This is a genomic window from Pedobacter yulinensis (assembly GCF_003029735.1).
Classification (GTDB): Bacteria; Bacteroidota; Bacteroidia; order Sphingobacteriales; family Sphingobacteriaceae; genus Pedobacter; species Pedobacter yulinensis.
Window position 1 is genome coordinate 286742 of the sequence record NZ_KZ686269.1, and the last position, 26466, is coordinate 313207.

Here is a 26466-nt window from a genome sequence, read left to right on the forward strand (position 1 = left end):
CACGTGCCTGCTAGCGCGCCGGCATGCTGAACCGATACGATCCTGAGCCAAGCGCAAGCACCGTTTCGTTCGCCGAGCTGCCCCTGATGCTGATTTCCTTATGTGTGTTTAAAGCGGTTCCGCTTTCCGTGACGCCATCCGGACTACCCGCCGGCAAATAAACCAGGGCCGTTGTATTGGCGGGTATGGTAACCCTTATCTCGTACCGGTCGTTGCTGTGCTTCCAGTGTGAAAAAATTTTTCCGCCGGCCGACTGGTAGCTGGCCTCGACCCACGAAAGTTCCGATATAAACGTGGGTTTGATCACGATGCGGCCGAATGCCTGTGCACCCGGAGCAGGTTGGATGCCGGCCAGTGAATGGTAGAACCAGTGTCCGATCGGGCCTGCTAAAGAAGGCATCTGTACAAGCCCGCCGTTCCAGGCCTCTTTCAGTACTGAATTACCTTTATTGAAAACCATGTCAAACCAGCCGGGGTAGTCCTCTTTGGTCGCCATTGCATAAGCCTCTTTTCCCATGCCCAGGTCTGATAACGTGGTGAGCAGAACGGGCGTCGCGACGAAACCGGTCGATAGGTGCCCGTTCTGTTTGGCAATGTATTCGCGCAGGCGCTCCAGGGCCAGCCCCCGTTTGTCATCGGGCACGAGTCCGTAGCGCAGGGACATGAGCTGACCTGCCTGGCTTCCCAGTGCGTAACGGCCGGTCGCCGCGTCCAGGAACCGTCGGTTATATGCTGTTTTGATGTCTTTGGCCAGATCCGTGAAATAGCTTACGTCATCAGGCTTCTCCAGCAGCCGTGCAAATTCAGCCATTTTGCATGCGTAAAAGTAATAGGCAACGGTCGATGTCAAGGGCACAGGCGTGGTCGTAGGCCGGCCATCGGGTGCGGCAGCAGGTTCCATCCACTCGCCAAGGCCCCATTCAACGACATGGTCTTTCGAGATCGATTGCAGGTAGGCCATCCACCGCTTCATAGGCGCATAACTTTCCCTGATAATATCTTCGTCGCCGTAATAGTGGTGCAGCATGGCAACATTATACAAGATCATACCACCCCACCACGGACCGTTGATCGAGGGCCCGGCAAACCTGCCGGGTGCAACCGGCGGTACATAACCGTTGTCGAACGCAATGTCGTTGAAGTCACGTTGCCATTTGCGGTACATGGAGGCCACGTCATAGTTGTATGCGTTTACATCGAAGCCGTTTTGGGTATCCTGCAGCCAGCCGGCTTTTTCGCGGGTTGGATCGTTCGGGATATGCAGTACGAAGTTATCAATGGTGTTCAGCAACGTTTGCTGCAGCCGGTTCAGCTTATCGTTGGAGCAGGCAAATGTGCCCGTTTTCTTCAGTTCTGTAGCCACGAGCACGCCCTGCACATCTGAGCACTCAGGACTATAGTCCAGACCCTCAACTTCGATCAGCCTGAAACCATTGTAGCTGAAACGCGGTTCGTACCATTCCTCCCGGCCACCCTTTAAGATATAGTAGTGTGTCTGGTAGCGACCGAGGGTATGCCCGCCCGAGCCTAAATAGTGTATTTTGACCTGTTGTCCCCGCTTGCCATGGACCCTGAGCCTGACCCAGCCACTGAGGTCTTGCCCGAGGTCGAACCGGAATCCCTGCCCTTGCCGGCTAACGCTCACTGCGGGAACAGTCCGGATTTTCGTCACCGGATAAAGTTGCTGCGAGACCAATTTTCCGGAAGGCGCGCTGGCAGCCAGGCATTTTTCCCAGTTCGTGGCTGCATAGCCGGGGGTGCTCCATCCCGGCATTTCGCTGCGGGCGTCATAACTTTCACCGCTGAGTATGTCATTGTAATAGATCGGGCCGCGGGTGGTGTACTGCCAGCTTTTGTCAGTCCCGACCAATTTGACAGAGCCGTCAGCGTATTCGATGCGCAGCTGCATCATGAGCTTGGGAGGATCGATGTAGTCTGCCGTGTAAAAGCGCAGGGCATGCGGTACCAGCCCATTGTACCAGCCGTTGCCCAGGATTACGCCGAGGGCATTACGACCCGTCTTAATGTAAGCGGTTACGTTATACGTATTGTAAAATACCGTTTTTTGGTAGTCGGTGTGGGCCGGATTCAGGTATTCCTTGCCAACCCGCCTGCCGTTCAGGTAGAGTTCGTGCAGACCCAGACCACAAACGTAAGCCGTCGCTCTCCTGATCTTTTTTGAAGTGGTAAAAACCCTGCGCATGTGGACAGCCTGCGCCGTATCGAGCACCCGCACATGCTTGCGTATCGAATCGGCCCGCCGCCATATGGATGTCTCGGGTTCCATATCGAAGTCGGGCAGGCTTCGGAGCGCGACCTGATAGGCTTTTAGTTCCAGGTTCGAGGCAACCCATTGCGCCTTCCAGTGTGCCGGTTCAAGCACGCCCATTTTCCAGTAGGCCGGTGCACTCCACGACGATATTTTCCCTGCGGCATCCCACACACGCACGCGCCACCAGCAGTTCATGAAAGAACGGAGCGGGCTGCCGGCATATTTCACGTGGAGGTTTCTCGTTGACTGGACTTTGCCGCTGTTCCAGATAACGGCCTTGCTGCTGAGGAGGCCGGCCGAATCGGTGGCAACCATGATTTGATAGGCCCGTTGGTGCCAGTTTCGGGCGGCCGCCTGTATGTTCCAGCTCAGGCGGGGTTGCCGCTCATCGAGGCCGATGGGGCTGCTGCGGTAATTACAGGTCAGGTTAACCGGAACCGCGTGTAGGGGCGGCACCTGTGCAAACCCGTTGCAGAAAACGGTCAGCAGCGCAAAAAGGAGTATGGTCTTCATCTGCGTTTCAATGGTTTAAGGTTGGGTAGGTGTCAGGTCATCGAGAAACCAGACAAACATGTTAAAAATTACGTATATATTCGATATCGAGCGTGATGCCATGCCTTCGCCGATAGTCCCTCCACCCCGGGTGGCGGCCGGCAGCCAGGTCGGGAGGCCCGAGCGTCAGCCGCAGCCTCTTAAGTCGCCTAGTCCAGGTTTTTGCCGCCGTAAAAATCCACAGCAGCGTACAAGGTGAGGTAATTATCTACGAGGAAGCCTTCATAGCCCCAGCATTCACCGTTCCAGGTTTTCCAGTCTCTGGACATTTTTGAACCGGCGCACTGTCCCTGAAATTCCCGATTTGAAAAAGCATCCATCATTTGCAGCAGCATGTCTTCCGCTTCCTTTTTTTTGCCCGTTTTCATCAGGGCCTTCAGGGTATAGAAAGCAAAACAGCCTGATGCACCACCGTTCTCATAGATCTGGAAACCGTCAGATCCGTCTTCCTTTTCACCGTAGCCCCAGCGCTTATCGGGATGCGTGTAATCTTCGCTTCTGACGGCAATGAGGTTTCCCGGTAAACCAAGTTTAAAGTTTGTGTAACCAACCTGTGCCATCTTCGCGAGCAGCGCGTTCATGACGCCGCGGCTCTGCTTATTTGATAACAACCCGTAAGTTACGGCAATGCTGTTTACGAAAGTGAAAGCATAGTCGTGCAATTTGCCGTCTTCGCTGCGCCAGCCCGCGAGCAAGCCGGTGCCTTGATTAAAAAAGGCTTTATAATATGCGCCCTTTAGTTTCTGAGCCAGTTTCCTGTAGCGTTCTGCGCCTGGCCGGTCATCGAGCTGATGCGATACGGCCGATAGCAGGTAAAGCGCCCGGTACGCCAGGGCGTTGGAGTAGGCATCGTCATGCCCGAATCCGATGGCGTCCCACCAATTGGCGGGGCGCCTGAACTCGCCGCGCCAACTGCCTGCGTTGCCAGAGTAGCCGTATTCAATCAGGCCGTCGCCATTTTTGTCCAGCTGCATCATCGCGTCTGCCCAGGCGTTTATGGCTTTATAATTCTTAAGCCCCCAGTTGCGGTCATTGGTGTGGCTGATGTAATGACAGGCGGCGATGATCAGTGAGGGATAGCTGTCAAGCGAGTGGTACTTGCTGATCCAGCCCGGATGACCGCTAAAACCGTAGCCGGAATAGCCGTCCAGATAACGGTTCAGGGTGTCGCGAACCAGGTTCATGGCCGGGAAGCCCTCGAACAGGTCCGGGCAGCGCCGGGCGGCCTCTGCATAAAGGTATACGGTGAACACGCAATTGTCACTGCCTGAGTTGTTGGCCAGGATGTTCCGGCGGGGATTGAGCTGGAAGATGTTTAGCAGATCACGCTTAACGCCCTTGAGCCGCGGCTCCGCGTTCAGTTGGCCGATAGCCGGGTAAATGGCAACAGATTCAAACTTGTATACACGTGTCTGGTCGTCGTTGGCTGGTGGGAGCGTAACCGAAACATATGGGTTCGCGGCAGCCCTTCCGGCGTCGTTGAGCGCATCGTAACCGATCTTTACACCCGGTGTGGCGCAACTGATCTTCAGCGAGCCCATTCCGGGAAAGTGAAGGATACAGGGCAGGGCCATCTGCCCCTGACTATCGAGTGAACCCAATACGGTGCAATGGTTGGCCTTCTGGGCCATCACAATGCTGAAGGAGACCTGGTGATCTTGCCCTGCAGAACGATTGCTGGTAATCCATATGGTTTTTGTGTGACAGGAGATGCTCCACTGCGGCTGCGGCTGGTTGCCTCCCAGGTAGCTGATCTGGTTCCCGCCGACCTTTGTCTGAAATGCAGGTTCTTTCACTTCAGGCAGCCGCAGCAGGCTGTTTGTCAGAAAATCGCCTTCGCCCAGGCTGTCTGTGGCCAGGTAGGTTAACCTGGGATAATTTTCGTGCGCCCTCAACTTAAGATAGGCCGACTCAAAGGCGTAACCGGTGTCGGCCGGGAGGATTTTTAATGCTTTTGAGCCGACCAATGCCATGCCCGCCAGGCTGCTTTGCCTGATAAATTTTCTTCTTCCGGAATTCATGTTTCTTTCTTTATGGGCGTAATGCCCTTGTGACTGCCTGATTAATAACCTGGGTTCTGCACCATGTTTTTATTCTGATCAATTTCTACCTGCGGTATGGGCCAGAGCCAATCCTTGCTGCTGAATTTCCGGCTTTCTACAATGACGGGTTGGTTGGTCTGCGGATTGGTCGCGCCGTACACAACTCCGTTCATTAACTGGTCTGCAATTCGCCACCGCCTGATGTCATATAGACGCCGGCCTTCAAAAGCAAGTTCAACCCTGCGCTCGCGCCTGTAAAGCTCGCGCAGTTTTTCCTGGGAGTTGTATTTAGTGGTATTGATCTCGGGCATTTCGGCGCGCCTGCGTATCTGGTTCAGGCTGGAAGCCACATCCGGGTCTGTCCATTTGCCATCTTCTACCAGGGCCTCGACATACATCAGCAGGACATCGGCATAGCGGTACAGCACATAATCCAACCTGCTCCCGTACTGGTTGTAACGGTCGCCGGCATCCAGGTATTTTTTGACCCAGTAACCTGTTCGGGTCGAATTGGAAGCGCCGAGCCGGTTGGCGTTCGAGGCGGAATTATTGAACGGGTCGAGTACACCGAAATAATCTGCGCCGCGGTAGAGGATGGTGGCTGACAGCCTCGGGTCGCGGTTGTTGTTAAAGTTCGGATTCAAAATATAGTTTGTCCTTTCCGCATCGCTCAGCTCGGCCAGCGTTAAGCCCTGTTTGGTTTCATACGAATTGACCAGGGCTGCCGTGGGGCTGAGGTTGGTCGTGCCGCCTGCGCCCGCGGGCGCCAGCCTGCCGTACCCTTCACGCATACCGCCGGCTTTAAACAGAATCCTTTCCTTGTTGAGTTGGCCCGCGTAAGTAAACAACTGCTCGTATTTAGGATGCAAAGCGTAAACGCCTTCACCGGCCAGGGCGATTACCTTTTTGCAGGCCAGTGCCGCTTCAGTGTAACGGCCCGAGTTCAGTAATGCTTCGGCCTGCATCGTGTAACAGGCACCTTTTGTAATGGCCGCGGGATCGCGTTGACTGGCCGTGGCGGGTAGCTCGGCTGCAGCCAGCTCGAGCTCCGAGACGATAAAATCTACCACTTCTTTCCGCGTACTTTTCGGCAAGCCGGGATTTGCAGGCTCCATGATATCTCTCATCACCGGTACTTCGCCATAAAGCAACAAGAGGTCCAGGTGGTAATAAGCACGCAGCGCACGGGCCTGTGCAATATAGTTCGATTTGAGCGACTGCTCGATGTAGGCTTTTGGCGCATATTTTATGAAGCGGTTGGCTGCGCGGATGGCGAAAAAATTATCGCGCCATATAGGCATAATGGCGTTGGTTGGTACGCCGAGTGTCTCCTGCTTCATAGACGGATTGCCGTTGCCCAGTGCAATCGTCGGAATCTCATTGTAAAAATTCGCGTTCCATACGGCGTCGTCTGTCATCCCGCTGAATGAAATTTTGGTGTTGGCCTGGTATTGGTACGTGCCGCTCGGAAGGGCATCGTAAACGGTAGCCAGCGCGTTGCGCAGCTGGTCTTCGGTGTTCCAGAAGAGTTCGTCGGTTACGCCGGTTGGATTGTCCTGTTTCAGGAAATTTTTCTGGCAGCCGCTGGCAGCCAGCAGGCCTACCAGAAAGATGATATAAATATTTTTCATGTTTTGTCTGTTAGAATTTGACGTTTAATCCGACGGTATTGATCTGCATGAGGGGATAGGTCCCCTCGTCGCCCTGTGTCTCAGGGTCAAGCAGCCGGTTTTTACTGAACGTTACGGGGTTTTGCGAATTGACGAATACCCTCAGGCTCGACAGGCCCATCTTTCTGACGAAATCCTGGCGAAAGTTGTAAGCGAGCTGGATATACCGGATGCGGCAGAAGGCGGCGTTGAACAGCCAGAAGTCAGAGGCCAGCGCGTTGGTGCCGGCCGTGGGTAAAATTCGTGGCAAACGCGCCGTCGTGTTCGCAGGCGTCCAGTAATCGGTTTGGTAGCGCATGGGCGTGCCACCCGTACTCGTATTGGTTGTCGCCATCTGGTAGCGGCCTGAATAATAGCCCAGGCTGTTTGTAAACCCATTTAACTGCGTTTCGAGTTCGATTCCCTTGTAGTTAAGCGTCAGGTTGGCGAAGTAATTGCCCTGAGGTTCTGAATTGCCAAGCAATTCGCGGTCTGCTTCGGTGATCTCGCCATCCTTATTCAGGTCAAGATATTTGATATCACCCGCTCCCGAGCCGGCCAGCCGGGGAACATTGGCGGCTATATCGGTTTCCTGCAACAAACCGTCGGTCCGGTACAGGTAATAACTGCTGATCGGCTGACCCTCGGCAATGCGTTTCAAATTGAAGGTGTACGGACCGCCAAGCAATGTCACAACCTTATTTCTGTAATAGGAGAAGCCGCCGCCGGCGCTCAGGTTAAAGTCGTTGGCAAAGGCATGCGTATAGTTCAGCGCCAGCTCCCAGCCGGTATTTTTCACACTCCCCGAGTTAACCGGAACGGTCAGGCCAAAACCTGACGAAAGGGGCAGCGCCGGACTCAGCAAAATGTCCTGTGTCGTTTTATCGAACCAGTCTGCGGTGATGTTCAGGTTGTTAAACAGGGTCAGGTCTGCGCCGATATCAACCATTTTTACGGTTTCCCAGGTAATGGCCGGATTACCCAGGGTGGTCTGCCGGCCGTTGTTGGCGTCAATTAAACTTTGATACTGATAAAGCTGGGCATTTTCATTATTTCCCAGCAAGCCATACGACGCGCGGAGCTTAAACTTCTGAACAAACTTCAAATTTTTTAGGAAATCCTCGTTCCCGATGTTCCAGCCTATGGCACCAGAAGGGAAGGCTCCCCATTGTTGACCCGGACCAAACCGCGAAGAACCATCGGTGCGGATCGTACCTTCAATAATGTACCGGTCATTGTACACATAGTTGGCTTTCACGAAGTAGGAGGCCAGGTTAACGATATCAAAATTGGTGATGCCCGACGATTCGCGGCTGAAGCCCCCAAGTGCATAGACAGAATGCTTGTCAAATTCTTTGGTGTATTCCAGGTTAAGGGCGAGATAATTGTAGCTGTTGCGGTTCGTGCTCTGCGTTTTGATTGACGAGTAGGTATACTGCAGTGCGTTCGTATAATAGTCGATAAAACTGTACACGTCGCGGTTGCTGAGGCTGCCGCCGCTGTTCACCTTGTACAGGTATTGGCCGCGGGCCTTCAGCTCGGGCGTAATTTTCCAGATCGGTTGAAAATTGATGTTGGCGATGTTGTAATTGTAGCGTGCATAGCCGCCGCGTTCTACCTCGGCAAGGGGGTTCTGCATGTCGCCGAAGTTCCCGTATGATTGCAGGCCGTCGGCGCGAAGGGGGTATTTCGGTACTATGTTCGGTGGCGTACTGTACACGCCGCGCAACAGCGGGTTGCCAAAACCAAACCGGCTTATTTCACTCTGGTTGACACCGTTTTGTAACACCAGGTCGAGCAGCATGGACAGCTGTTTACTCAAGGTTACACCCGTATTGGCCCGGAACGAGTACCTTGTAAAATCGCGCAGCGGTGTAATGCCGTCCTGGTACAGGTAGTTGCCCGATACGGCAAACCTGGCCAGTTCGTTTCCGCCTGAAACTGCGAGCGAATGGCTGTGTATCTCCGGGTTTTTCTTAAGAATCAATTCTGACCAGTCTGTGTTCGGATATTTTAGCGGGTCGGTCCCGGCTGCAGTATTGCTGATGTACTCGTCTGAATACAGTTGCGCCCCGCCGGTATTGATACTGGCTTCGTTGGCGAGCCTCAGGTAAGTGGGGCCATCGACAAACTCGGGAAGAAAGGATGCCCGCTGGTAGCCCCCGTAGCCATCATACGCAATGACCACCTTTCCCGGGACACCCCGTTTTGTCGTGATCAGGATAACGCCATTGGCCGCTCGTGCCCCATAAACCGAGGCCGCTGCTGCGTCTTTTAAGACGTTAATCGATTCAACCGTATTCGGGTCCACATCATTGATGTTGAACGGCACGCCGTCTACCAGGACAAGGGGAGAAGTTGACCCAATGGTCGAGATGCCCCGAATGAGAATATTCGCGCCGTCGCCGCCCGGCAAGCCGCTTCCCTGCCTGACGGTGATGCCCGTGACACCGCCCTGCAGCGATTGCGAAAGCTGGGTGATCGGCTTGTTGCTTACGTTTGCTTTGATGTTCATCGAACTGAATGAACTGGCCAGGGTCTTGACTTTTTGCTCGCCATAGCCTGTTACAACCACTTCATTCATAAGTGTTACTTCTTCTTCCAGCGAAATTGTGATGTTGTTTTTTGGCCCTGTTACTGCATATTCGCGGGGTTTGAAGCCGGTAAACGTGACCAGCAGGATTTGGTTACGCCTGACCGGAATTTCAAAATTTCCATTTTCATCGGTACTGGTCCGTACGCTGGAGCCTTTCAGCGCAACATTTGCCCCGGCCAGGGCATGCGGTGGCTCTGCACTGTCAAACACACGACCCTTCAGGCTGAAAGAGCTGTCTTGTTTGGATGCGCCGGCTTTGCCGGATACCGGCCTGATGACAATCGTGCGGTCTATAATCCGATAGGTAAAAGGTTGGTTCCTGAATATCTTTTCGAGCGCCTGCTCGGCTGATGCATTTTTCAGTTCGACCGTTACGGGCTGCGCGTCTGCAAGCAGCTCGCTGACAAAGAGAAATTCATAACCGGTCTGGCTGTGAAAACTGTCCATTACCTTTTTAATGGGGGCATTTTTCATCGAGATGCTGACCTGGGCGTTTACTTCGGCCCTGATTTGCGAGAACACCATAAATACCAGTAGTGTGGTTATCTTCATGATCAAGATGAGTTTTCGGATGGGGGCATGCGGAACACAGGCCTTGCTGTTCAAAGCATTAAAATTCATACTTTTGTTTGTTTGGGTTACAATAGATTGTTAGCTATGCTGTTGATTTTCAGTCTCAAGCTGGGATGACCCAAACTTTTGAAACGTGAAGGTGCTGGAACACCTTCGCGTTTTTTCTGAAAAAAGCATGTTGGCCGCTGCCAACTTCGATACGGGCTTTCTTTATGTTGTCATGGTTAGGGAGTTAGTTGTTTATATTTGGTTAGCGTTGGCTTGGTTAGGGATTGGCTGCACGTACGATAATTTTTCCTGCGGAAAACTCCAGGTGTACAAGGCCTGTTGCCTGGAGCATCTCGAGTACTTTCGAAAGATTTTGTGACCTGGAAATGGTTCCCTCCAGGCCACCGTCGGGCACAGGACCACGGTAAACAACATCAACGTCATACCAGCGGCTGACCTTTTGCATCACTGAACGGATGTCTTCGTCGTGAAAACTGAAATACCCGAGCTTCCAGTCAATGGCTTCCCGGGCATTGACCTCCTTAATTACTGTACCGCCGGGCGATGCGGCGAGTTCCTGCCCCGGGCTGAGCAGCCGGATCTGGCGGGAATGATACTCTGAAACCTTTATACTGCCCTGCAGCAAGGTGACTTTGCTGGTGCCTTCGTCTCGGTAAGACGAAACGTTGAAACGGGTACCGAGCACCTCAATCTCCTGCGATGCCGTACGTACGCGAAAAGGCTTCAGTTTGTTGTGCGCGATTTCGAAATAGGCTTCACCCTTTAATAAAACCTTGCGCTCTTTGCCGGTAAACCTGGCCGGAAAGGTTAGGGAGGAGTAAGCATTGAGCCAGACCCTGCTGCCATCGGGAAGCTGGAAATGATACTGGCCGCCCCGCGGGGTGGCAATGGTCCGGTAGCCTTGAACCGCATCCCCCGGTTTCAGGTCGTCTGTATGCCGGCCGTCTTGTGCGGCATCCAATTCGATCCGGTCGCCATTGGCGAGGACCAGCTCAGCGCGTGTTTTTCCCGGCATCACATCGCCGGGCGCCCGCAACCGGTCCTGACCGATGTCAAAACGATAGACACCCAGACCTGCAACCACCACAACCATCGCGGCAACCGCCCATTTGTACCAGGCCGTGGAGCGACCCGGCCTGCGGTTTTTTGCCTGTATCCGGCTCCAAATTTCGGCCTCGACAGTTTCATAGTTGTATTCGGGCAGCTCATCGCGCTGTTTTTTTGCATGTTGCAGGTACCAGTCCTCTACGGTTGCGCGTTCCTCTGCGTTACAGCGGCCTGCACGGTATCTGGCTATGAGTTGTTCTAAATTTTTTTGTTCCATGCAGGCGATGGTCTTTGATCTTGGTTATAAAGTAAGACAGGGAGGTCCGGGCCTGGGAGTACCCCGGATGAAAAAAAAGTCCGGCCTGCCGGATCCCGGCGAACCGCTGCGCACAGATCGGTGCCATCGTATTACAGAAAGGAGAATAAATGATATAAAGGTCCGAGCCTGAGCCGCAGCACTTTGATGGCTTTTACGATCTGCTTTTTAACCGTTTTGTCTGAAATGTCGAGTTGAGCCGCAATTTCCTTGTGGCTCAGGTTATCTTTGCGGCTTAATTCAAAAACACAGCGCATTTTCTGTGGCAACCTGGCTATTTCCTGCTCGATGAGCGCAGCCAGCTCACGCTCCCTTAGCAGGTAGTCGGTCTTGCTTTCGGCAGCACTGATGGGGTGGGGCAGTGTGCTCAGGTGTACTTGCTGTACCCGACCGCGGTCAAAAAGATTCAGGATTTTGTTGCGTGTCGCGGCATAGAGATAACCGGCAACGTCTGTATTGATCTCGATGGCCGGCACGCGGCTCCACAGCGTCGTGAATACGTCCTGCACCACATCTTTTGCTTCTTCTTCATTGTGCAGCATTTTTCTGGCATGCTTATACAACAGGTACCAATAACGCTGGTACAGCTCTTTGTATGCGGCCTGGTCATATCCTTTGATCAGGTTAATCAGTTCACTATCTGTACATGACCGGTAAATTTTCATCCGCTTGCTCTTACCAAATCTAATAAAATAAGTAAACCAAAAGAAGAGGGTCGACCGATGTGGGCATTTTCGTCAGAAGCACAGGCAGCTGCAGTCAGGGAAGACCTACGCCCGCTAACCGATAACACCTCATCTTCATGCCGCTGAGGAAAAGCCCCTGCAAGTCAGACCGCTGTCTGCCGGCCTGTACGCCAAGATGCCTGCGCAGGCTGATCAGTAACTGCTTAGTATGGATTTTCGGCATTGATTGTTTAGTTTTGGTCAATCTATGCGCACACTCAAAGCCAGGCTTTCGGAGAAGTCAGATGCCCAGCTGCTGTACTATATTCAGCATGTGGACAAACACACAGAGGAGGCCGTCCGGCTGGCCCACGCAATTCTTCTGGAACGCAGTGCCGTTTTACCGTCCGGCGTAGCCGAATGCATGGAAACTGCTATAGCAGAAAGCAACGAAGTAAAGGAGCACGTTGTAGACGATCCCGAGGTCCCACTGTTTTATTCCCAATCAGCCATTTATGCATTTTCAATTTTGTTCTCCGTGCTTTTCGGCTCATTTATGCTGGCAGCGAACTGCAGGACGGTCGGAAAATCGGGCTGGTTGGTCATCGCCGTGGGCTTATTGTATACGGTCTTTGCGGGCGCGGCAGTCAACAGCCTGGACCTAAACCCGGGCCTGGGCGGTTCCTTCCTGATCAACGGCCTTGGTGTGGTGCTGATGTACGAGTTCTTCTGGAAACGCCACATTGGCAAAGAAACGAAATACCGTGCAAAACCGATCTGGAAACCGCTTTGCATCGGCCTTGTGCTGTTTGCGCTGTTGGTCTATCTGTTGACCAGTTGAGGGGAACGCTGATGTAAGCCGGGCTTGTGCTGCCCGGAAGACCGCTTCGAAGCTTTTAAACAATGGCCCGGTAACCCGCTTCGGCAGTGGCGCAGGCCGGGCCGGTTTGGCGCAGCACCCATTCCGCCTGCATGGCAGTCTCCCCGGCCGTCATTTCAGACTATTTTGAACCAATTTCAGGCAAAAACGAACACATTTGTACGCCGGCCGGTGCTACCTTGCAGTACCCAAACCACACACAAATGCACGGTTCAAAACTTTTAATCCTGTCCGGCCTGATCCTTGCGCTCGCCGCACACCCCGTTTCAGAAGCAAAGGCTTCGAACGGTTTTCCAAGCCCTGGGGCAAGCAAACTTTTAGCCGTCGCCGACACCTCGGCCCGCAGGATCGCGGCTGCGGACTGGCGATTGGTGTTTTCAGACGAGTTTAGGTCGGCCGGCAAGTTTAATGCAGGCAGCTGGACCTATTGCGAGCGGGGATCAGCCGCCTGGACCAGGTACCTCACCTCATCGCCTGATTATGTTTACCAGGCCGGAGGCAACCTGGTGCTGCGTATGGACAATGCCATCATTGCCGGCGATGCAGTTCCTTACCATTCGGGCGGCATCATGACATCCTCAAAGTTCAGCATCCGTTATGGCAAAATCGAAGTCAGGGCACGCTTCAGCAAAGGCAAGGGTTCGTGGCCGGCCATCTGGATGATGCCTGAACTGCCAACCGCCTATGGTGGCTGGCCAAACAGTGGCGAAATCGATATCATGGAACATGTGAACAACGAAAATGTCGTGCACCAAACCATCCATAACAGCGCGGTAACCAACGAAAAAGGAGCCAGTACTGCTACGCACCAGGCTTCTTACCATGCTGATGATTACAATACATACGGCATTGTCTGGAACCCCGGGTCGATTGAATTTTATGTGAATGGCGAACACCAGTATACCTACAAAAAGGAAACTGCAGCGGGTTCGAAACAATGGCCTTTTGACCGGCCGTTTTATATCATTTTAAACCAGGCCGGCGCTGTGGGCTGGCCGGGACCCGCGAACAATGCAGACCTTCCTTTTGAAATGAAGGTAGACTGGGTCAGGGTGTACAAACAGCAGGAACTGCCTAACCCCGGCTTCGAGCAGGCCGGACTGGGGCCCTGGCAGGCTGGAGCGGGTGCAAAGGTCGTCAGGGCGCATGCCCGTAGCGGAGGTCGCGCGGTTCGCCTGAAGGGCGGGGCTTCCATTTTAGCGCAGACCATCGGCGGGCTTCTGCCCAACACAACCTATACGTTTGGAGGCTATGTCCGGACCAACACCAGCAGTCCTTCCTTGCTGCTCGGGGTAAAGAACTACGGTGGTTCTCCGGCAGAAACCCCGATAGCGGGCAAAAAGTACCAGCACGGCCTGGTTACCTTCACGACCGGGGCGCAGCAAACCTCGGCCACCGTTTACATTTCGAAGCCGGAAGCCGGAACGGCTTATGCAGACGATTTTTATCTGAACAAACAGTAACCTATATCCAAACCACGGTAGGGGCTTAGGGATCTATTCCGGCCCCTTCTATTTTTCTTGCCTGACTGTGTTCTTCTGCCTGTAATGAGTGGGCGTAGTTTGGTAGACCTGCTTAAACACAGTGCTGAAATATCGTTGGTTCGAAAAGCCCACAGCGTCTGCAATATCCATAATACTCTTATCAGTATGTACCAGCAGGTAGGCGGCTTTCTCGAGCCTGAATTTGTTGATGTAATCGTTTACGCCGATGTCGGCTATGTTTTTCAGTTTGCTATAGAGCGTTGCCCGGCTCATGGCCATTTTATCGGTTAAAAACTCCACATGCAGCTGTTCATTATCCAGGTTGTTCGTAATGAGGTCATTCAGTTTACGCATAAATTCTTCATCCGCCCGGCTAAACGTTCCGTCTTGGGGTGCGGTAAACAGCGCTGAACTTTTATACCTGGCCTTTACAGCTTCCCGGTTTCTCAGCAGGTTTTCCAATAGTGTTTGCAGGAAATCTAGCTCAAAGGGTTTTGCCACATAGGCGTCAGCACCCAGTTTATATCCAAGGTTCCGGCTGTCCGCGTCTCCCTGGGTGGTCAGCAATACAATGGGAATGTGGCTCACCTGGATATCATTTTTCAGTCGTTTGCATAACTCGAAGCCGTCTATTCCAGGCATCATGACATCGCTTACCACGATATCGGGGCCGTGGCTGGTTACAAGATCAAGTGCCTCCAACCCGTCCGCAGCGTCATAGACTGAAGCAAAATAGGGCTTAAGGCTTTCAACCAGGAAAGTACGCAGCTCAGACTGGTCTTCGACGATCAGCAACGTGTGGCCGGCCGTCTCAAATTGTTGAATTACAGGCGACTGGCTGATGACATCGAGGTTACGCACAGCAGCTGCGGGCATTTCGGCCGAAGCATGATCCGGCTCCAGGCTGGCGGGCAGCTCAAAATAAAACGTTGCGCCCTTGTTTTTATTCGGTGTTGCGCCAATGCGTCCGCCGTGCATTTCGACCAGGATTTTCGAAAAAGAAAGGCCAATTCCGCTTCCATGTTCATGGTGCACCCCCTGGTAAAACGGCCTGAACAACTGGTTTACATCTACATGGTCCAGCCCGATGCCCTCGTCGGTAACTGCAACCCTGAAAAAACCGCCGGCTTGTGCTGTGCTGATGGTCAGGTTCGTATTGGCTTCGCTGAATTTTAAAGCGTTGGCAAGCAGGTTGGTCAGAACCAGCGCACATTTTTTATCATCAAAAACAGCTGAGGTGATCGATTCGTCAAACCGGTAGATCATGCGTATCCTCCTGTCCTCAAACTCTGTTTCAAAATTCTCGGTTATCTTTCTGACCCAGTTGTTCAGCTGCAGCCGCTGCAGGTTCAACCGTTCCTGTCCAAGTTCTATTTTCCGCACATCGAGCACCATGTCGATCATTTCTTTCATGTGTCCCGCCTGTTTGTAGACGCCCGCGAGCTTCCGTTTCAGTTCTACGTCCATGTCTTGCTGGCGAAGCAATCGTTGCAAAGGCGAATAAATAAGTGTTAAGGGTGTTCTCAGTTCATGACTGATGTGAATCAGGAAGCGTATCCTGGCCTCATAGCTCTTTTGCTCGTGTTCCTTCATGTCCCATTGCAATTTTCGTTCTCTCTTGGCGATGGCGGTGCGGTACAGCAGAACGACAGCGGCGGCGACGATAAACAGAACCAAAGCAATAAACCAGAAGCTTCTGAACCAGGGCGGATTTACATCAACCTTAAGCACTTCTGCATAGTTGCTCCAGCCGCCATTTCTCAGGCTGCAGGATACCAGGATCCGGTAGTTACCTGGCGGCAGGGAGCCGAGGGCAAGCTGATGATTGTAGGTCTCAATGACCTGGCTGCGCAGACCGCTGATCTGGTACCGGAACATTTTTTTTCTGAAAACGTCCTTTTCCCGGGCCATGACTTTGATCACCAAAGAGCTGTGGTTCCATGGAATACTGATATGATTCGGCTGTGCCCTTACATTTTCCGGTAAAGGAACACCGTTCAGTTCAAGGCTCATCAGGCTGATGGCGGGTGGGTCGGCCGTAACGGAGGGAATGTCTTTTTTAATATGCAGGAGTCCCTTCACGCCACCCAGGTATACGTCTCCGCTTGAAGCAACAAGAGAGGGCTTGAAGAGAAATTCATTTGGGATCACGCCGTCAGACTCGCCGAAGGCGGCAAATTTGTTTTGCTGCGAGACGTACAGAAACACCATGTTCTGTGCGCCGATCCAGAGCTTACCCGCACTGTCGGCGACCAGCGCCGAAACCTCGTCGAACAGGCTGGTTCCCACCTGCTTCGTTACGTTCGTTGCCGGATCAAAACGCATAAGTCCGTCGCGGTTGCCGATCCAGAAAATCCCGCGCCTGTCTCTCGCCACGGCCGTAATGGGGTTTTCATTGGCCGGAACGGTCAGGATTGTCCTGACCCGGTTGCTGGCATGGTGCAGCTCAAAAATTCCGTACGAGCTAAAGAAATAAGTGTATTGCCTGTTCGAAGCAATCTTCAGGAGGGAGCTGTAAACGCGCCGGTCATGCTTAAAGTTAACCTTTGAAAAAACACCTGAAGCAATGTTGTAGTGGAAGATATCGCCCGTAAAAAGGTAAAGGTCGTTTTCAGATACCCTGTTTACATTCACCGCGATCCCCGAAGACCGGATGGTTGCACCCCTGGGGTTGATCTGCCCATCATGAAAAGGCCGTACTGTACCTGCTGCTTTGTTGAAAAGATATAGCCCTTTGCTGAAGGCCGAAATAAGCAGGTGGTCCGAATCGTAGTTTGTTACGGATGCGATTTTGAAGCCAAACGTAGCCGGATAGTGGCGAACTGTAAAGTGAACAGGATCGAAACGGTTAATGCCCCCGCCGTCTGTTCCGACCCACAACACGCCTGACTTGTCTTCACAGGTACTAAGCACCGTTTTTTCACTAAGCCCATAAACGCTGCCCAGGGGGGCATCCTTATAGGTGTTGATAAACGCTTTGCGGATGGAAATCAATCCGCCCCTGACGCTTCCTGCCCAGAGATTGTCTTCCTTGTCATGGTAAAGGCTCAGGATCGAATTTTCAGGAAAGGACGTGGCGTTACCAGGTATGTGTTTGAGGACCGAAAAATTCCTGCTTTGCAGGTCAAAGATATTGATGCCGCCGCCATCAGTGGCAATCCACAACTGGCCCTTAAGACCAATGATATCAAGCACTACATCGCTGCTGATCGCCGAGTTACGCGTGTTGTAATGAACAAGCGTTTTGCCCTGCCTGCTGTAAGCCCTGATACCCTGCCCGTAAGGCGCAACCCACAGCTGCTGGCGCTCGTCTACATGTACGGCCATGATTTCCTTTTCGGCGATAGCCGTAAAGCGTAAAAGCAGGCGGTTCCGGGCATCATACGTCCATATTCCATTTCGGCGGGTATATAAAACAACAGTCTGGTCATGCCACAGTTTCATGCCTGTAAAGGCATCGTCGCTTTTTTCGCGTATGGTAACAGGTAAAGGCCGGACTTTTCCGTCAGCAAACGCGTACGCATAGAGCGTGCCGTCGCCGCCGAACAGAACGGCATGAGGCAACTCCAGTGCGGAGCGGGCCAACAAAGGACGGTTTCTATGCCTGATTACCTTAAAATTGTCTTTAACGGGGTCATAAACGGCCAGGCCATTTTCAGTGCCCACCCAAATGGTACCCCGCCGGTCTTCCATGATGAAACTGATCTGGTTGCCCGGAATGCTGTTGGGATTATTTTTCCGGTACACGTAACTTTTCAGGCTGTACCGGTCGAACCGGTTCAGGCCCGATTTCGTACCGATCCAGATGAAACCGTTCCGGTCGTTCAGCATACAGCGTACAGTCGACTGCGTCAATCCTTCGCTCAGCGATAGTTGCTTGAATGTGTAGCCCTGGTTGGCCCCGGCCGGTGCCAGGTAACACAGGAAAGAAAGCGCAAGGAACAAACAGGTTGTTCTAAGTTTGAATTTTGCCAAGCTGTCTATAATTACAGGAGATAAAGATAAGCAACGGCGGGTGTAAACATACCGCTAACAGGTTTATGCTTGCCTGAAATGGCATCACGATGCCGCGTTGCATCGAATTTCAGACAATTTCGGAGCAATTTCAGACAGGAGTGAACACCCGTCGGTTGGCGGCCGCCCTACATTTGGTTAGGGAAAACAAGCACCCGGAGGCGCCCCGCTTCCGGCGTGCAATCAAACAGACTTTAACCAAATAAAATTATTATGAAAGGTAGTATTACCATGCATCTATCCCGGCTATCGTATTTTGTTGCATTTACCGTTTGGTTGTTGCTGCCGCACCTGGCCGCAGCACAAACCCGTGTTGTAAAAGGCAAGGTAACAGATGGGACGAAAAACGCTGTAGTCGGCGCAACCCTGCAGATTGTAGGAACATCCCGTTATACAACCACCGATGGCGATGGAAATTTCAGCATCCAGTCGGCGGCGGCGACTGATATTTTAAAGGTCAGCTACACCGGGTTTGAAACCCAGCAAATTCCGCTTGCCGGCAAAACTGTTGTAAACATTACGCTAAACGAGCAGAACAACACCCTGGATAACGTTGTCGTGATCGGTTACGGAACCGTAAAAAAATCGGACGTGACGGGCGCCATTGCTTCCCTTAAACCCGAGGCAAATGATGCATCGAAATCATTATCTGTTGAGAACCTGATGCAGGGCAAAATTGCCGGCGTCGCCGTTTCAGGGTCGGTGGCTGCCCCGGGAGCAGCTTCATCCGTGACCATTCGCGGTGCCAACTCACTCCGGGGCGACAACCAGCCGCTGTATATCATTGACAACATTCCACAGGCGTCTACAGGCTCAATGCCTGCAAGCGCACTTGGCGGAGGCGATTTCCAGATCCCGCAAAATCCGTTAACAAGCCTGAGCCCGGCTGATATCGAGGATATTCAAATCCTGAAAGACGCCTCTGCGACCGCAATCTATGGGTCGAGGGGTGCCAATGGTGTCATCATCATTACGACTAAAAAAGGCAAACAGGGTAAGCCAGCCATCAATCTCCGGACGAATTTTACTACGGCGCAGGCTACGAACCTGCGTGATATGCTAAGCCTGTCAGAATATGCCGCTTTTCGCAATGAACGCGCCGGCACGGCCGAAAAGCAATTTTACCAGGTTGGCGACGAGACGCGGTACGTGTTTTCGGGTCAAATATATGATGCCGCCAATCCCGCTACATTCCGCGCGGTCACAGAGCGGAACTGGCAAAAAGAAATTTACAGAAATGCGTTCTCCCAGAATTATGAACTCTCGGTAAGCGGCGGCGAAAGCAAACTTAAATATTACCTGTCGGCAGACCACAAAGATATACAGGGTCTCGTGAAGCAAACAGGTTTGAAACAAACGGGTATGCGGCTCAACCTGAGCGGCAACCTGTCTCCGAAACTTACCTTCAATGCTTCGTTAAGCGGTGCCCTGAAAAAGAACAACATGATGAGCGGGGGCAACTCGCGCGGTGGAGCAACTGGCTCCATTTCCAGAACGGCAATCGATTCTGCGCCCTTCGAAATTCCGGCCGACGATCCCTTTCTGCTCAATAACGAAGAAAATAGGACGACAACGCTGTCATGGCTCAACGATTATGATGACCTGACCGACGAAAAATCCGCGCGGGCAGCCGCAGATCTAACCTGGAAAATTTCCAGGAATTTTTCTTATAACGTGCGCGGAGGTGGAAACATAATGATCCAGGACCGTGCGCGGTGGTATGGCGTGCAGTTATTTCAGGGACTAAATAATAACGGGCTTCTCGGACTTAGCAAACTGAACAACAATAATTACACCCTGGAAAACCTGGTCAACTACACAGGCGAAATCAAAAAGCTCGTTACGGTGAACGCGACAGTAGGTGTTACTTACGATGACTACAACTGGCTGAGCCATTCAACCACCGGAACCAATTTCCAGTTTAAGAACCTGCGCACCAATGGGCTTCACATGGCCTCGATCATCAACGAACTGCAGCCGATGCAGCGTGACTACCAGCTCCTGTCTTACCTGACCAGGTTAAACCTGTCATTTCTTGACGGCAAATACCTGGCTACAATAACCGCGAGGGCTGATGGCAGCAGCAAATTCAAAAAAGAGAACCGCTGGGCCCTGTTCCCTTCTTTTGCGCTGGCCTGGCGGGCAGACCAGGAAGCCTGGCTCAAAGAAGCGAGCTGGTTGGACCAACTTAAGGTGCGCCTTGGCTACGGCAAAACCGGCAGCCAGTCGATCTCGCCCTACAACAGTTTTTACAACTACAGCCAAACCATTGATTACGCTACCGCTATGGGCGTCAGGGCAATGGCCATTGCCGTCAGCAACCTGCAGAACAGCGACCTGAAGTGGGAAACGACGACCGCTTACAATGCCGGTATCGATTTCGGATTCTGGAAGGGCAGGCTCACCGGAACGCTCGACGCCTATTATAAAGAGACCAGCGACCTGCTGATTGAAAAAAACCTGCCAAGCTCAACCGCTTTTGGCGCCATCACGATGAACCAGGGCGCACTCAGCAACCGCGGGATTGAACTGTCACTTTCTTCAGAGCTGATCAGGAATGAGGACTTCAACTGGAGCATTTCAGGAAACATCGGAATCAACAGGGCCAGAATCATCGAACTCGGCCTGCCGGTAACGCAGTTTGGCAGCGAGATGTACAGGGCTTACCTGGGCAATTCGATCGGCGACCATTTCGGTCCCGCGAACATCTTCATCATGGGCAAAGCACCGGGTCTTTTCTTTGGTTACAAGACCAACGGTATCATTCAGGCCGGGGAGACGGTTCCTGCTTCAAGCATTTTCAACCAGTCGGCAGGGAACATCAAAGTTGTAGATGTTAATGGCGATGGCGTCATCAATGTAAATGACAGGACCATTATCGGCGACCCGAACCCAGATTTCAACTACGGTTTTCAGACGGCCCTGGAGTACAAACGGCTTCGGTTCTCGGCATCATTTTACGGAGTAAGCGGCGGAGATGTATTAAATGGCAATGTGCGCTACGAGCAGACGCCCTCACAGCAAACCGGTAACATGATCAGTGCTGCTTACCTGGGTGCCTGGCGGCCATCGGCACCCTCGAACCTGTATCCTGGTATCAACAGCGTACTGCAGAATGTCATTTACGACCGGTATGTCGAAGACGCAAGTTTTCTGCGCTGCAGTGACATTACCCTTGCTTATACGCTGCCCGGCAAAACCTTTAACAATAAACTCGGGAACGTGAACATGTTCGCTTCGGTAAAAAACGCTTTTCTGATCACTGATTATTCCGGTTATGATCCGGAGATGAGAACGTTCCCTTTCGATGGCCTGAGGCCGAGTATCGACCTGAACTCCTTTTCAAATCCCCGCCAGTTCGTATTGGGTCTTAACATTACTTTTTAACGATTGTCATGAAAAATTTAACACGCATCACATACATGGGCCTGGTGGCCCTGGCCCTCACGTCGGCTTCCTGCAAAAAAGCCCTCGACGAAGACCCCCGGTATTCGATCAACAGCAAAACCGCATTTGAAACAGAAAGCACAGCCAACCTGGCACTGGCAGGCTGCTATGGATACATGACCACATACAATGCCTATGGTCAGGGAGTGCCGGAAATCATGGTTGGAGGCTCTGGCCTGGGCTGGGCACAGACCAACGGCCAGGATCAGGACATGTTTGCTTCGCTGAATGTACCAGCCACAAACGGTACCGTGTCGATGATCTGGTCGGGCTGGTACAAAGTGATCGGCGAATGCAATTACTTCATCAGCAGCCTGGAGCAAAGCCAGCTCGGCACGGCCTATAAGAAACAGGCCATTGCCGAAGCCAAATTTTTACGCGCCTTATGTTATTTCAACCTGGCTAACGTATTTGGCGGTGTACCGCTGCGCCTGGAGCCGACAACATCGGCCAGTATCGCTAAAGGCAGGGCAACACGCCAGGAGGTGTATGCCCAGGTTGAAAAGGACTGGCTTGAAGCTGCCGAAAACCTGGCCACAAAAGAACAATTGGGTGCCGCCGCAGCAGGGAAAGCGACTAAATATGCCGCGTTCGCCTACCTTGCCAAATTGTACTGGATGCTTGGCAGCCAGGAGAACGTGAGCACTTCTCCTTACTGGGCAAAGGCCAAACAAATGGGCGACCGGGTCATTGAACAGGGTAATTATGCGCTTGCCCCAAAATTCGGATCGCTCTTTGCCAACAGCGTGAGCAATTCACCGGAGTCGATCTTCCAGCTGAACTTTTCTTCGGTATCAACCTATGTAGGCAACCGGGGAAACTGGCTCTTTGCACCGTCTAACACCACAACTGGCATCAGCTGGGGCCGCGTGAAGGTATCGAAGGCGTTTTACGATCAGTTCAGGGGTACCTATCCGGATGATCCGCGGCTGAAGCTGAGCATCGCCGCAACCTATGTGCAGTCGAAGACAAACAACTTCCGCATGTTCTCGTATCCATATCTTTCCGGTCCGGGGGGTGTGAATGCAACGGCCATTGATTCGGTTCGCTATGCGGCACTGGCCGATCCTACCAACCCGAAAGTGGATGAAATTTCACCGGCAATGAAGGCCGCCTATGTAGACCGAAACGGCGACCACCAGGGCTGGCCCTATTTTATCAAGGCCATGGATGTCAACTCGACTGCCCAGAACAGCAACAAACACGCGATGATTTTCCGGTATGCGGATTTTCTGCTGCTCATGGCAGAAGTGGAAAATGAACTGAACAACAACGCGAAGGCCCGCGAGTATATGAACCTGGTCCTGACCCGCGCGCGCAACTCGGGAACAACGCCTTCCGTTTATCCGAAAAACCTGACTGCCGCTGTTCCGCAGAATGAGCTGCGAACCCTGATCTTTAACGAACGGCTGTTCGAGCTGGCAGGGGAGTATGAAATGTATGTCGATGTACGGCGTCGCGGGGTTGACTACCTGAAACTGGTGGTAGACCGGCACAACAACCACCACCTGACCAAGGCGTTTGTCGCTTCGGCTGCGGCCAGCAACAACAATACCCCATTCAGGGAGCGGATGCTGCCTAACAGCCCTGAATTACTGCGGAAGAACCTGCTGCTGCCCATTCCCCAAAATGAACTGAATACCAACGAAGGCCTGTCGGCAGATCAGCAGAATTATGGCTACTAGGTCCGTAACAGCATTTATGAGAATAACAAAAGCCTTTCACACGATCCTGTTCGGTTGCCTGTTCTTGCACTTGACCGGTACAGCCTCAGCCCAGGTTAAGATCATTCCAGAACCCGTTAGAATGGAAATGGGTGAAGGTCATTTTATCCTGGCTAAAAACGCCAGCATCTATTTCGATGCTAAAAACAGGGCACTGTCCAGGCAGGCAGCTTATCTGACCAATGTTGTTGCATCTGTTTCAGGGTTCCGTTTAAAGAATACAGGCAATAAGTCTCAAAGTCAGATCAGGCTGCTGATCGGGGCTGATCAGCTGCTTGGTGACGAAGGTTATCGCCTGCGCATCGATGCATCGGGCATCACAGTCGCTGCGAACAGCGATAAGGGCGCTTTTTATGCCCTCCAAACGCTCTTCCAGCTGATGCCTGCAAACCGTACCAACGAAGCCATCCGGCTGCCGCTGCTCAACATTACCGATTATCCCCGCTTTAAATGGCGGGGCATGATGCTCGATGTAAGCCGGCATTTTTTCTCTGTCGAGGCGGTGAAAAGTTACATTGACCTGCTGGCCATGTATAAAATGAACGTCTTTCACTGGCACCTGACCGATTCAGAAGGCTGGCGGCTGGAGATCAAAAAGTATCCGAAGTTGACGGGCATTGGTGCCTGGCGAAAGGAAATTCCCGGGAGCGTTTTTTACAAAAGCAAGCAGACACTGCCGGCTGATACGTTTCGTTATGGGGGTTATTACACGCAGGAACAGGCGCGCGAGGTTGTGCGTTATGCCGCTGCAAAAAACGTTACCGTTGTGCCCGAGATCGAAATGCCGGGCCATTCTGATGCTGCCCTTGCGGCCTATCCCGAATTGTCCTGTACAGGTTTGCAGCAGGAGGTAAGAAGCTCTTTTGGCGGTCAGCCCGAGGCGCTCGCCAACTACTGCGCAGGCAAAGAGCACAGCTTTGAATTTCTGCAGCAGGTATTGAAGGAGGTGATGGATGTCTTTCCCGGCCAGTACATTCATATTGGTGGTGACGAAGTGAACAAAACCGGCTGGAAAAAATGTACCAACTGCCAGCGCCGCATCCGCACCGAAGGGTTGAAAGACGAGCACGGCCTTCAGAGTTATTTTATAAAACGCATTGGGCGGTTCCTGACGGCAAATAACCGAAAGTTGCTTGGCTGGGACGAAATCCTCGAGGGAGGTCTCGCTCCTGATGCGACGGTAATGAGCTGGCGAGGCGAGGAAGGCGGTATTAAGGCAGCAAAAATGCACCACCCGGTGGTCATGGCGCCCGTCAAACCACTTTATTTTAACCGCTACCAGGCAGATACGCTGGCCTACCAGCAGCCGCTCGCCGCTAAATTTTCGATCAATACACTGAAAGATGTGTATGATTATGATCCGGTGCCTGCAGAGCTGAACACAACCGAAGCCGCCTTCATCATCGGCGCCCAGGCCTGCATCTGGACCGAGTTTATCGGTTCGATGAAGGGCGTAGAGGAGATGGCGCTGCCGCGCATGCTTGCCCTGTCAGAAAGCCTGTGGACGCCAAAACCATTAAAAGACTGGCAGCAGTTTAATAAAAAGCTTTACTTTCATTCCAAAAGGCTGGGTGCGGCCGGCCGGAGTGTGTTTACCGCTGTCCCCCTCGTTTATGATAATTTACCAGTAAAATGAACCTGTTTAAAAGTATTCTGATCATCCTGTTAGCGCACACGGGTTCGCTGTTGTGCGCCCAGGTGCAACCGGCGGCTACCGCCACCAAACGGCCCAATATTGTCATCATCATTTCTGACGACCATGCCTACCAGACCATCGGGGCTTATGGCAGCAACATGATGCCGACGCCGGGTATTGACCGGATTGCCAGGGAGGGTGTCCGTTTTAACAAGGCATATGTGACCAATTCGATCTGCGGCCCGAGCCGGGCGGTAATCCTGACCGGTAAATACAGCCACAAGAACGGCTTCAAGGACAATGAAAGTTCGGTCTTTAATGGCGACCAGGATTCTTTCGCCAAGCGCCTGCAAAGAGGGGGCTACCAAACCGCCTGGATCGGCAAATGGCACCTGGAAAGTAAACCGCAGGGTTTCGACTACTGGCAGATCCTGCCAGATCAGGGGCATTATTACAATCCCGACTTCAACATGATGGACGGCAGTAAAAAGAAAATGGAAGGTTATGTGACCAATCTTGTTACCGATGCATCTGAACAGTGGCTGGAAAAAAGAGATCCATCCAAACCGTTTTGCCTGGTCATTGGTCACAAGGCAACCCACCGTGTGTGGCTGCCGGATACCGCCGACCTCGGTAAATTCGACGACAAGAAGTTCCCGCTGCCAGCCAACTTTTACGACAGTTATGACAACCGCAAGGCAGCAGCGGTACAGGATATGTCTATCGAAAAAACCATGCTGATGGGCTATGATCTCAAAATGTTCGGTTCTGATGAACGCAAAAATGCCGATGCGAGTTTCAGCCGGATGAACGCCGCACAACGCGCAAAGATAGACGGTTATTATAAACCCATCGAAGCCGAGCTGAAGCGGCTTAACCTGAAAGGTAAAGCACTGACCGAGTGGAAATTTCAGCGTTACATGCGCGACTACCTGAGCACAGCGGCTTCGCTTGACCGGAATATAGGCCGCACGATGGATTACATCGATACGCATGGCCTGCGCGAAAACACCATCGTTATTTACCTCTCTGACCAGGGTTTTTATATGGGCGAACACGGCTGGTTTGATAAACGCTGGATTTATGAAGAGTCGTTCCGTACGCCCATGGTGATGCGTTACCCCGGACAGGTCCCTGCCGGTTCGGTGTCTGACCGTTTTGTCATGAACCTTGACATTGCGCCGACCCTGCTCCAGGCAGCAGGAATAGATGTTCCGGCCGATATGCAGGGCATGTCGATGCTGCCTGCCTTAAAAAACAAAGCGGATAAGGGCCGGCAGGTTCTCTATTACCATTATTATGAAAACGGGGAACATTCCGTTTCGCCACATTTCGGTATCCGTACAAAACGGTACAAGCTGATCAGGTTCTACAAACGGGTTTCCGGCTGGGAACTATACGACCTGCAAAAGGATCCGCAGGAAATGCACAACCTGTATGGCAAAGCTGGATACCAGGCAATAACAGCTGGCCTGAAACAACAGTTACGTGCAGAAATTAATAAGTTCGATGACCAGGATGCATTACAGATCTTAACGGCCACCGGTAAACTGAATTAGT

13 protein-coding genes are annotated in these 26466 nt (G+C 52.5%); 6 read left to right on the top strand and 7 right to left on the bottom strand.

Features of this window, described 5'->3' with window-relative positions:
• Positions 1-10 precede the first annotated feature (10 nt).
• The 6 genes from C7T94_RS08605 to C7T94_RS08630 form a co-directional block, all read right to left on the bottom strand.
• Positions 11-2785, bottom strand: coding sequence for a family 78 glycoside hydrolase catalytic domain (locus tag C7T94_RS08605; RefSeq protein WP_107214966.1), 2775 nt, complete (start codon positions 2783-2785; stop codon positions 11-13).
• A gap of 188 nt (positions 2786-2973) precedes the next feature.
• Positions 2974-4845: an alpha-L-rhamnosidase-related protein gene (locus tag C7T94_RS08610; RefSeq protein ID WP_107214967.1), complete on the bottom strand. Its 1872-nt coding sequence runs from the start codon at positions 4843-4845 to the stop codon at positions 2974-2976.
• Between the two features lie 41 nt (positions 4846-4886).
• Positions 4887-6497 carry a RagB/SusD family nutrient uptake outer membrane protein gene (locus C7T94_RS08615; protein ID WP_107214968.1) on the bottom strand — a complete coding sequence of 537 codons (1611 nt, stop codon included), beginning with the start codon at positions 6495-6497 and terminating at the stop codon, positions 4887-4889.
• Positions 6498-6507: 10 nt separating this feature from the next.
• A complete protein-coding gene (locus C7T94_RS08620; RefSeq protein ID WP_107214969.1) occupies positions 6508-9732 on the bottom strand; it encodes a TonB-dependent receptor in 3225 nt (1074 codons plus the stop codon).
• Between the two features lie 217 nt (positions 9733-9949).
• Positions 9950-11017 carry a FecR family protein gene (locus C7T94_RS08625; RefSeq protein WP_107214970.1) on the bottom strand — a complete coding sequence of 356 codons (1068 nt, stop codon included), beginning with the start codon at positions 11015-11017 and terminating at the stop codon, positions 9950-9952.
• Between the two features lie 131 nt (positions 11018-11148).
• Positions 11149-11721 (bottom strand): RNA polymerase sigma factor, encoded by a 573-nt coding sequence (locus C7T94_RS08630; RefSeq protein WP_107214971.1) that lies wholly within the window; start codon positions 11719-11721, stop codon positions 11149-11151.
• 268 nt (positions 11722-11989) lie between these two features.
• On the opposite strand from C7T94_RS08630, the gene C7T94_RS08635 reads away from it, so the two are divergent.
• Together C7T94_RS08635 and C7T94_RS08640 are read left to right on the top strand one after the other, a co-directional pair.
• Entirely contained in the window at positions 11990-12562 is a 573-nt protein-coding gene (locus tag C7T94_RS08635; protein ID WP_107214972.1) for a hypothetical protein, read from the top strand.
• Positions 12563-12804: 242 nt separating this feature from the next.
• A complete protein-coding gene (locus tag C7T94_RS08640) occupies positions 12805-14064 on the top strand; it encodes a family 16 glycosylhydrolase (RefSeq protein WP_162618619.1) in 1260 nt (419 codons plus the stop codon).
• Positions 14065-14112: 48 nt separating this feature from the next.
• Here C7T94_RS08640 and C7T94_RS08645 read toward each other — a convergent pair whose 3' ends face one another.
• On the bottom strand, positions 14113-18060 hold the full coding sequence (locus C7T94_RS08645) for a hybrid sensor histidine kinase/response regulator transcription factor (protein ID WP_107214974.1): 3948 nt from the start codon (positions 18058-18060) through the stop codon (positions 14113-14115).
• Between the two features lie 252 nt (positions 18061-18312).
• Between C7T94_RS08645 and C7T94_RS08650 the strand changes: the two genes are divergently transcribed.
• The 4 genes from C7T94_RS08650 to C7T94_RS08665 are packed head-to-tail and all read left to right on the top strand — an operon-like array spanning position 18313 to position 26465.
• Positions 18313-21486 carry a SusC/RagA family TonB-linked outer membrane protein gene (locus C7T94_RS08650; protein WP_204353250.1) on the top strand — a complete coding sequence of 1058 codons (3174 nt, stop codon included), beginning with the start codon at positions 18313-18315 and terminating at the stop codon, positions 21484-21486.
• Between the two features lie 8 nt (positions 21487-21494).
• Positions 21495-23231, top strand: coding sequence for a RagB/SusD family nutrient uptake outer membrane protein (locus C7T94_RS08655; protein ID WP_107214975.1), 1737 nt, complete (start codon positions 21495-21497; stop codon positions 23229-23231).
• A gap of 16 nt (positions 23232-23247) precedes the next feature.
• The gene (locus C7T94_RS08660) at positions 23248-24906 is read left to right on the top strand and encodes a beta-N-acetylhexosaminidase (protein WP_162618620.1); all 1659 of its coding nucleotides are present in this window, start codon (positions 23248-23250) and stop codon (positions 24904-24906) included.
• Positions 24903-26465, top strand: a complete 1563-nt coding sequence (locus tag C7T94_RS08665) for a sulfatase family protein (RefSeq protein ID WP_107214977.1) — start codon at positions 24903-24905, stop codon at positions 26463-26465. Before C7T94_RS08660 ends, C7T94_RS08665 begins: the two co-directional genes overlap by 4 nt.
• Position 26466: the final 1 nt, after the last annotated feature.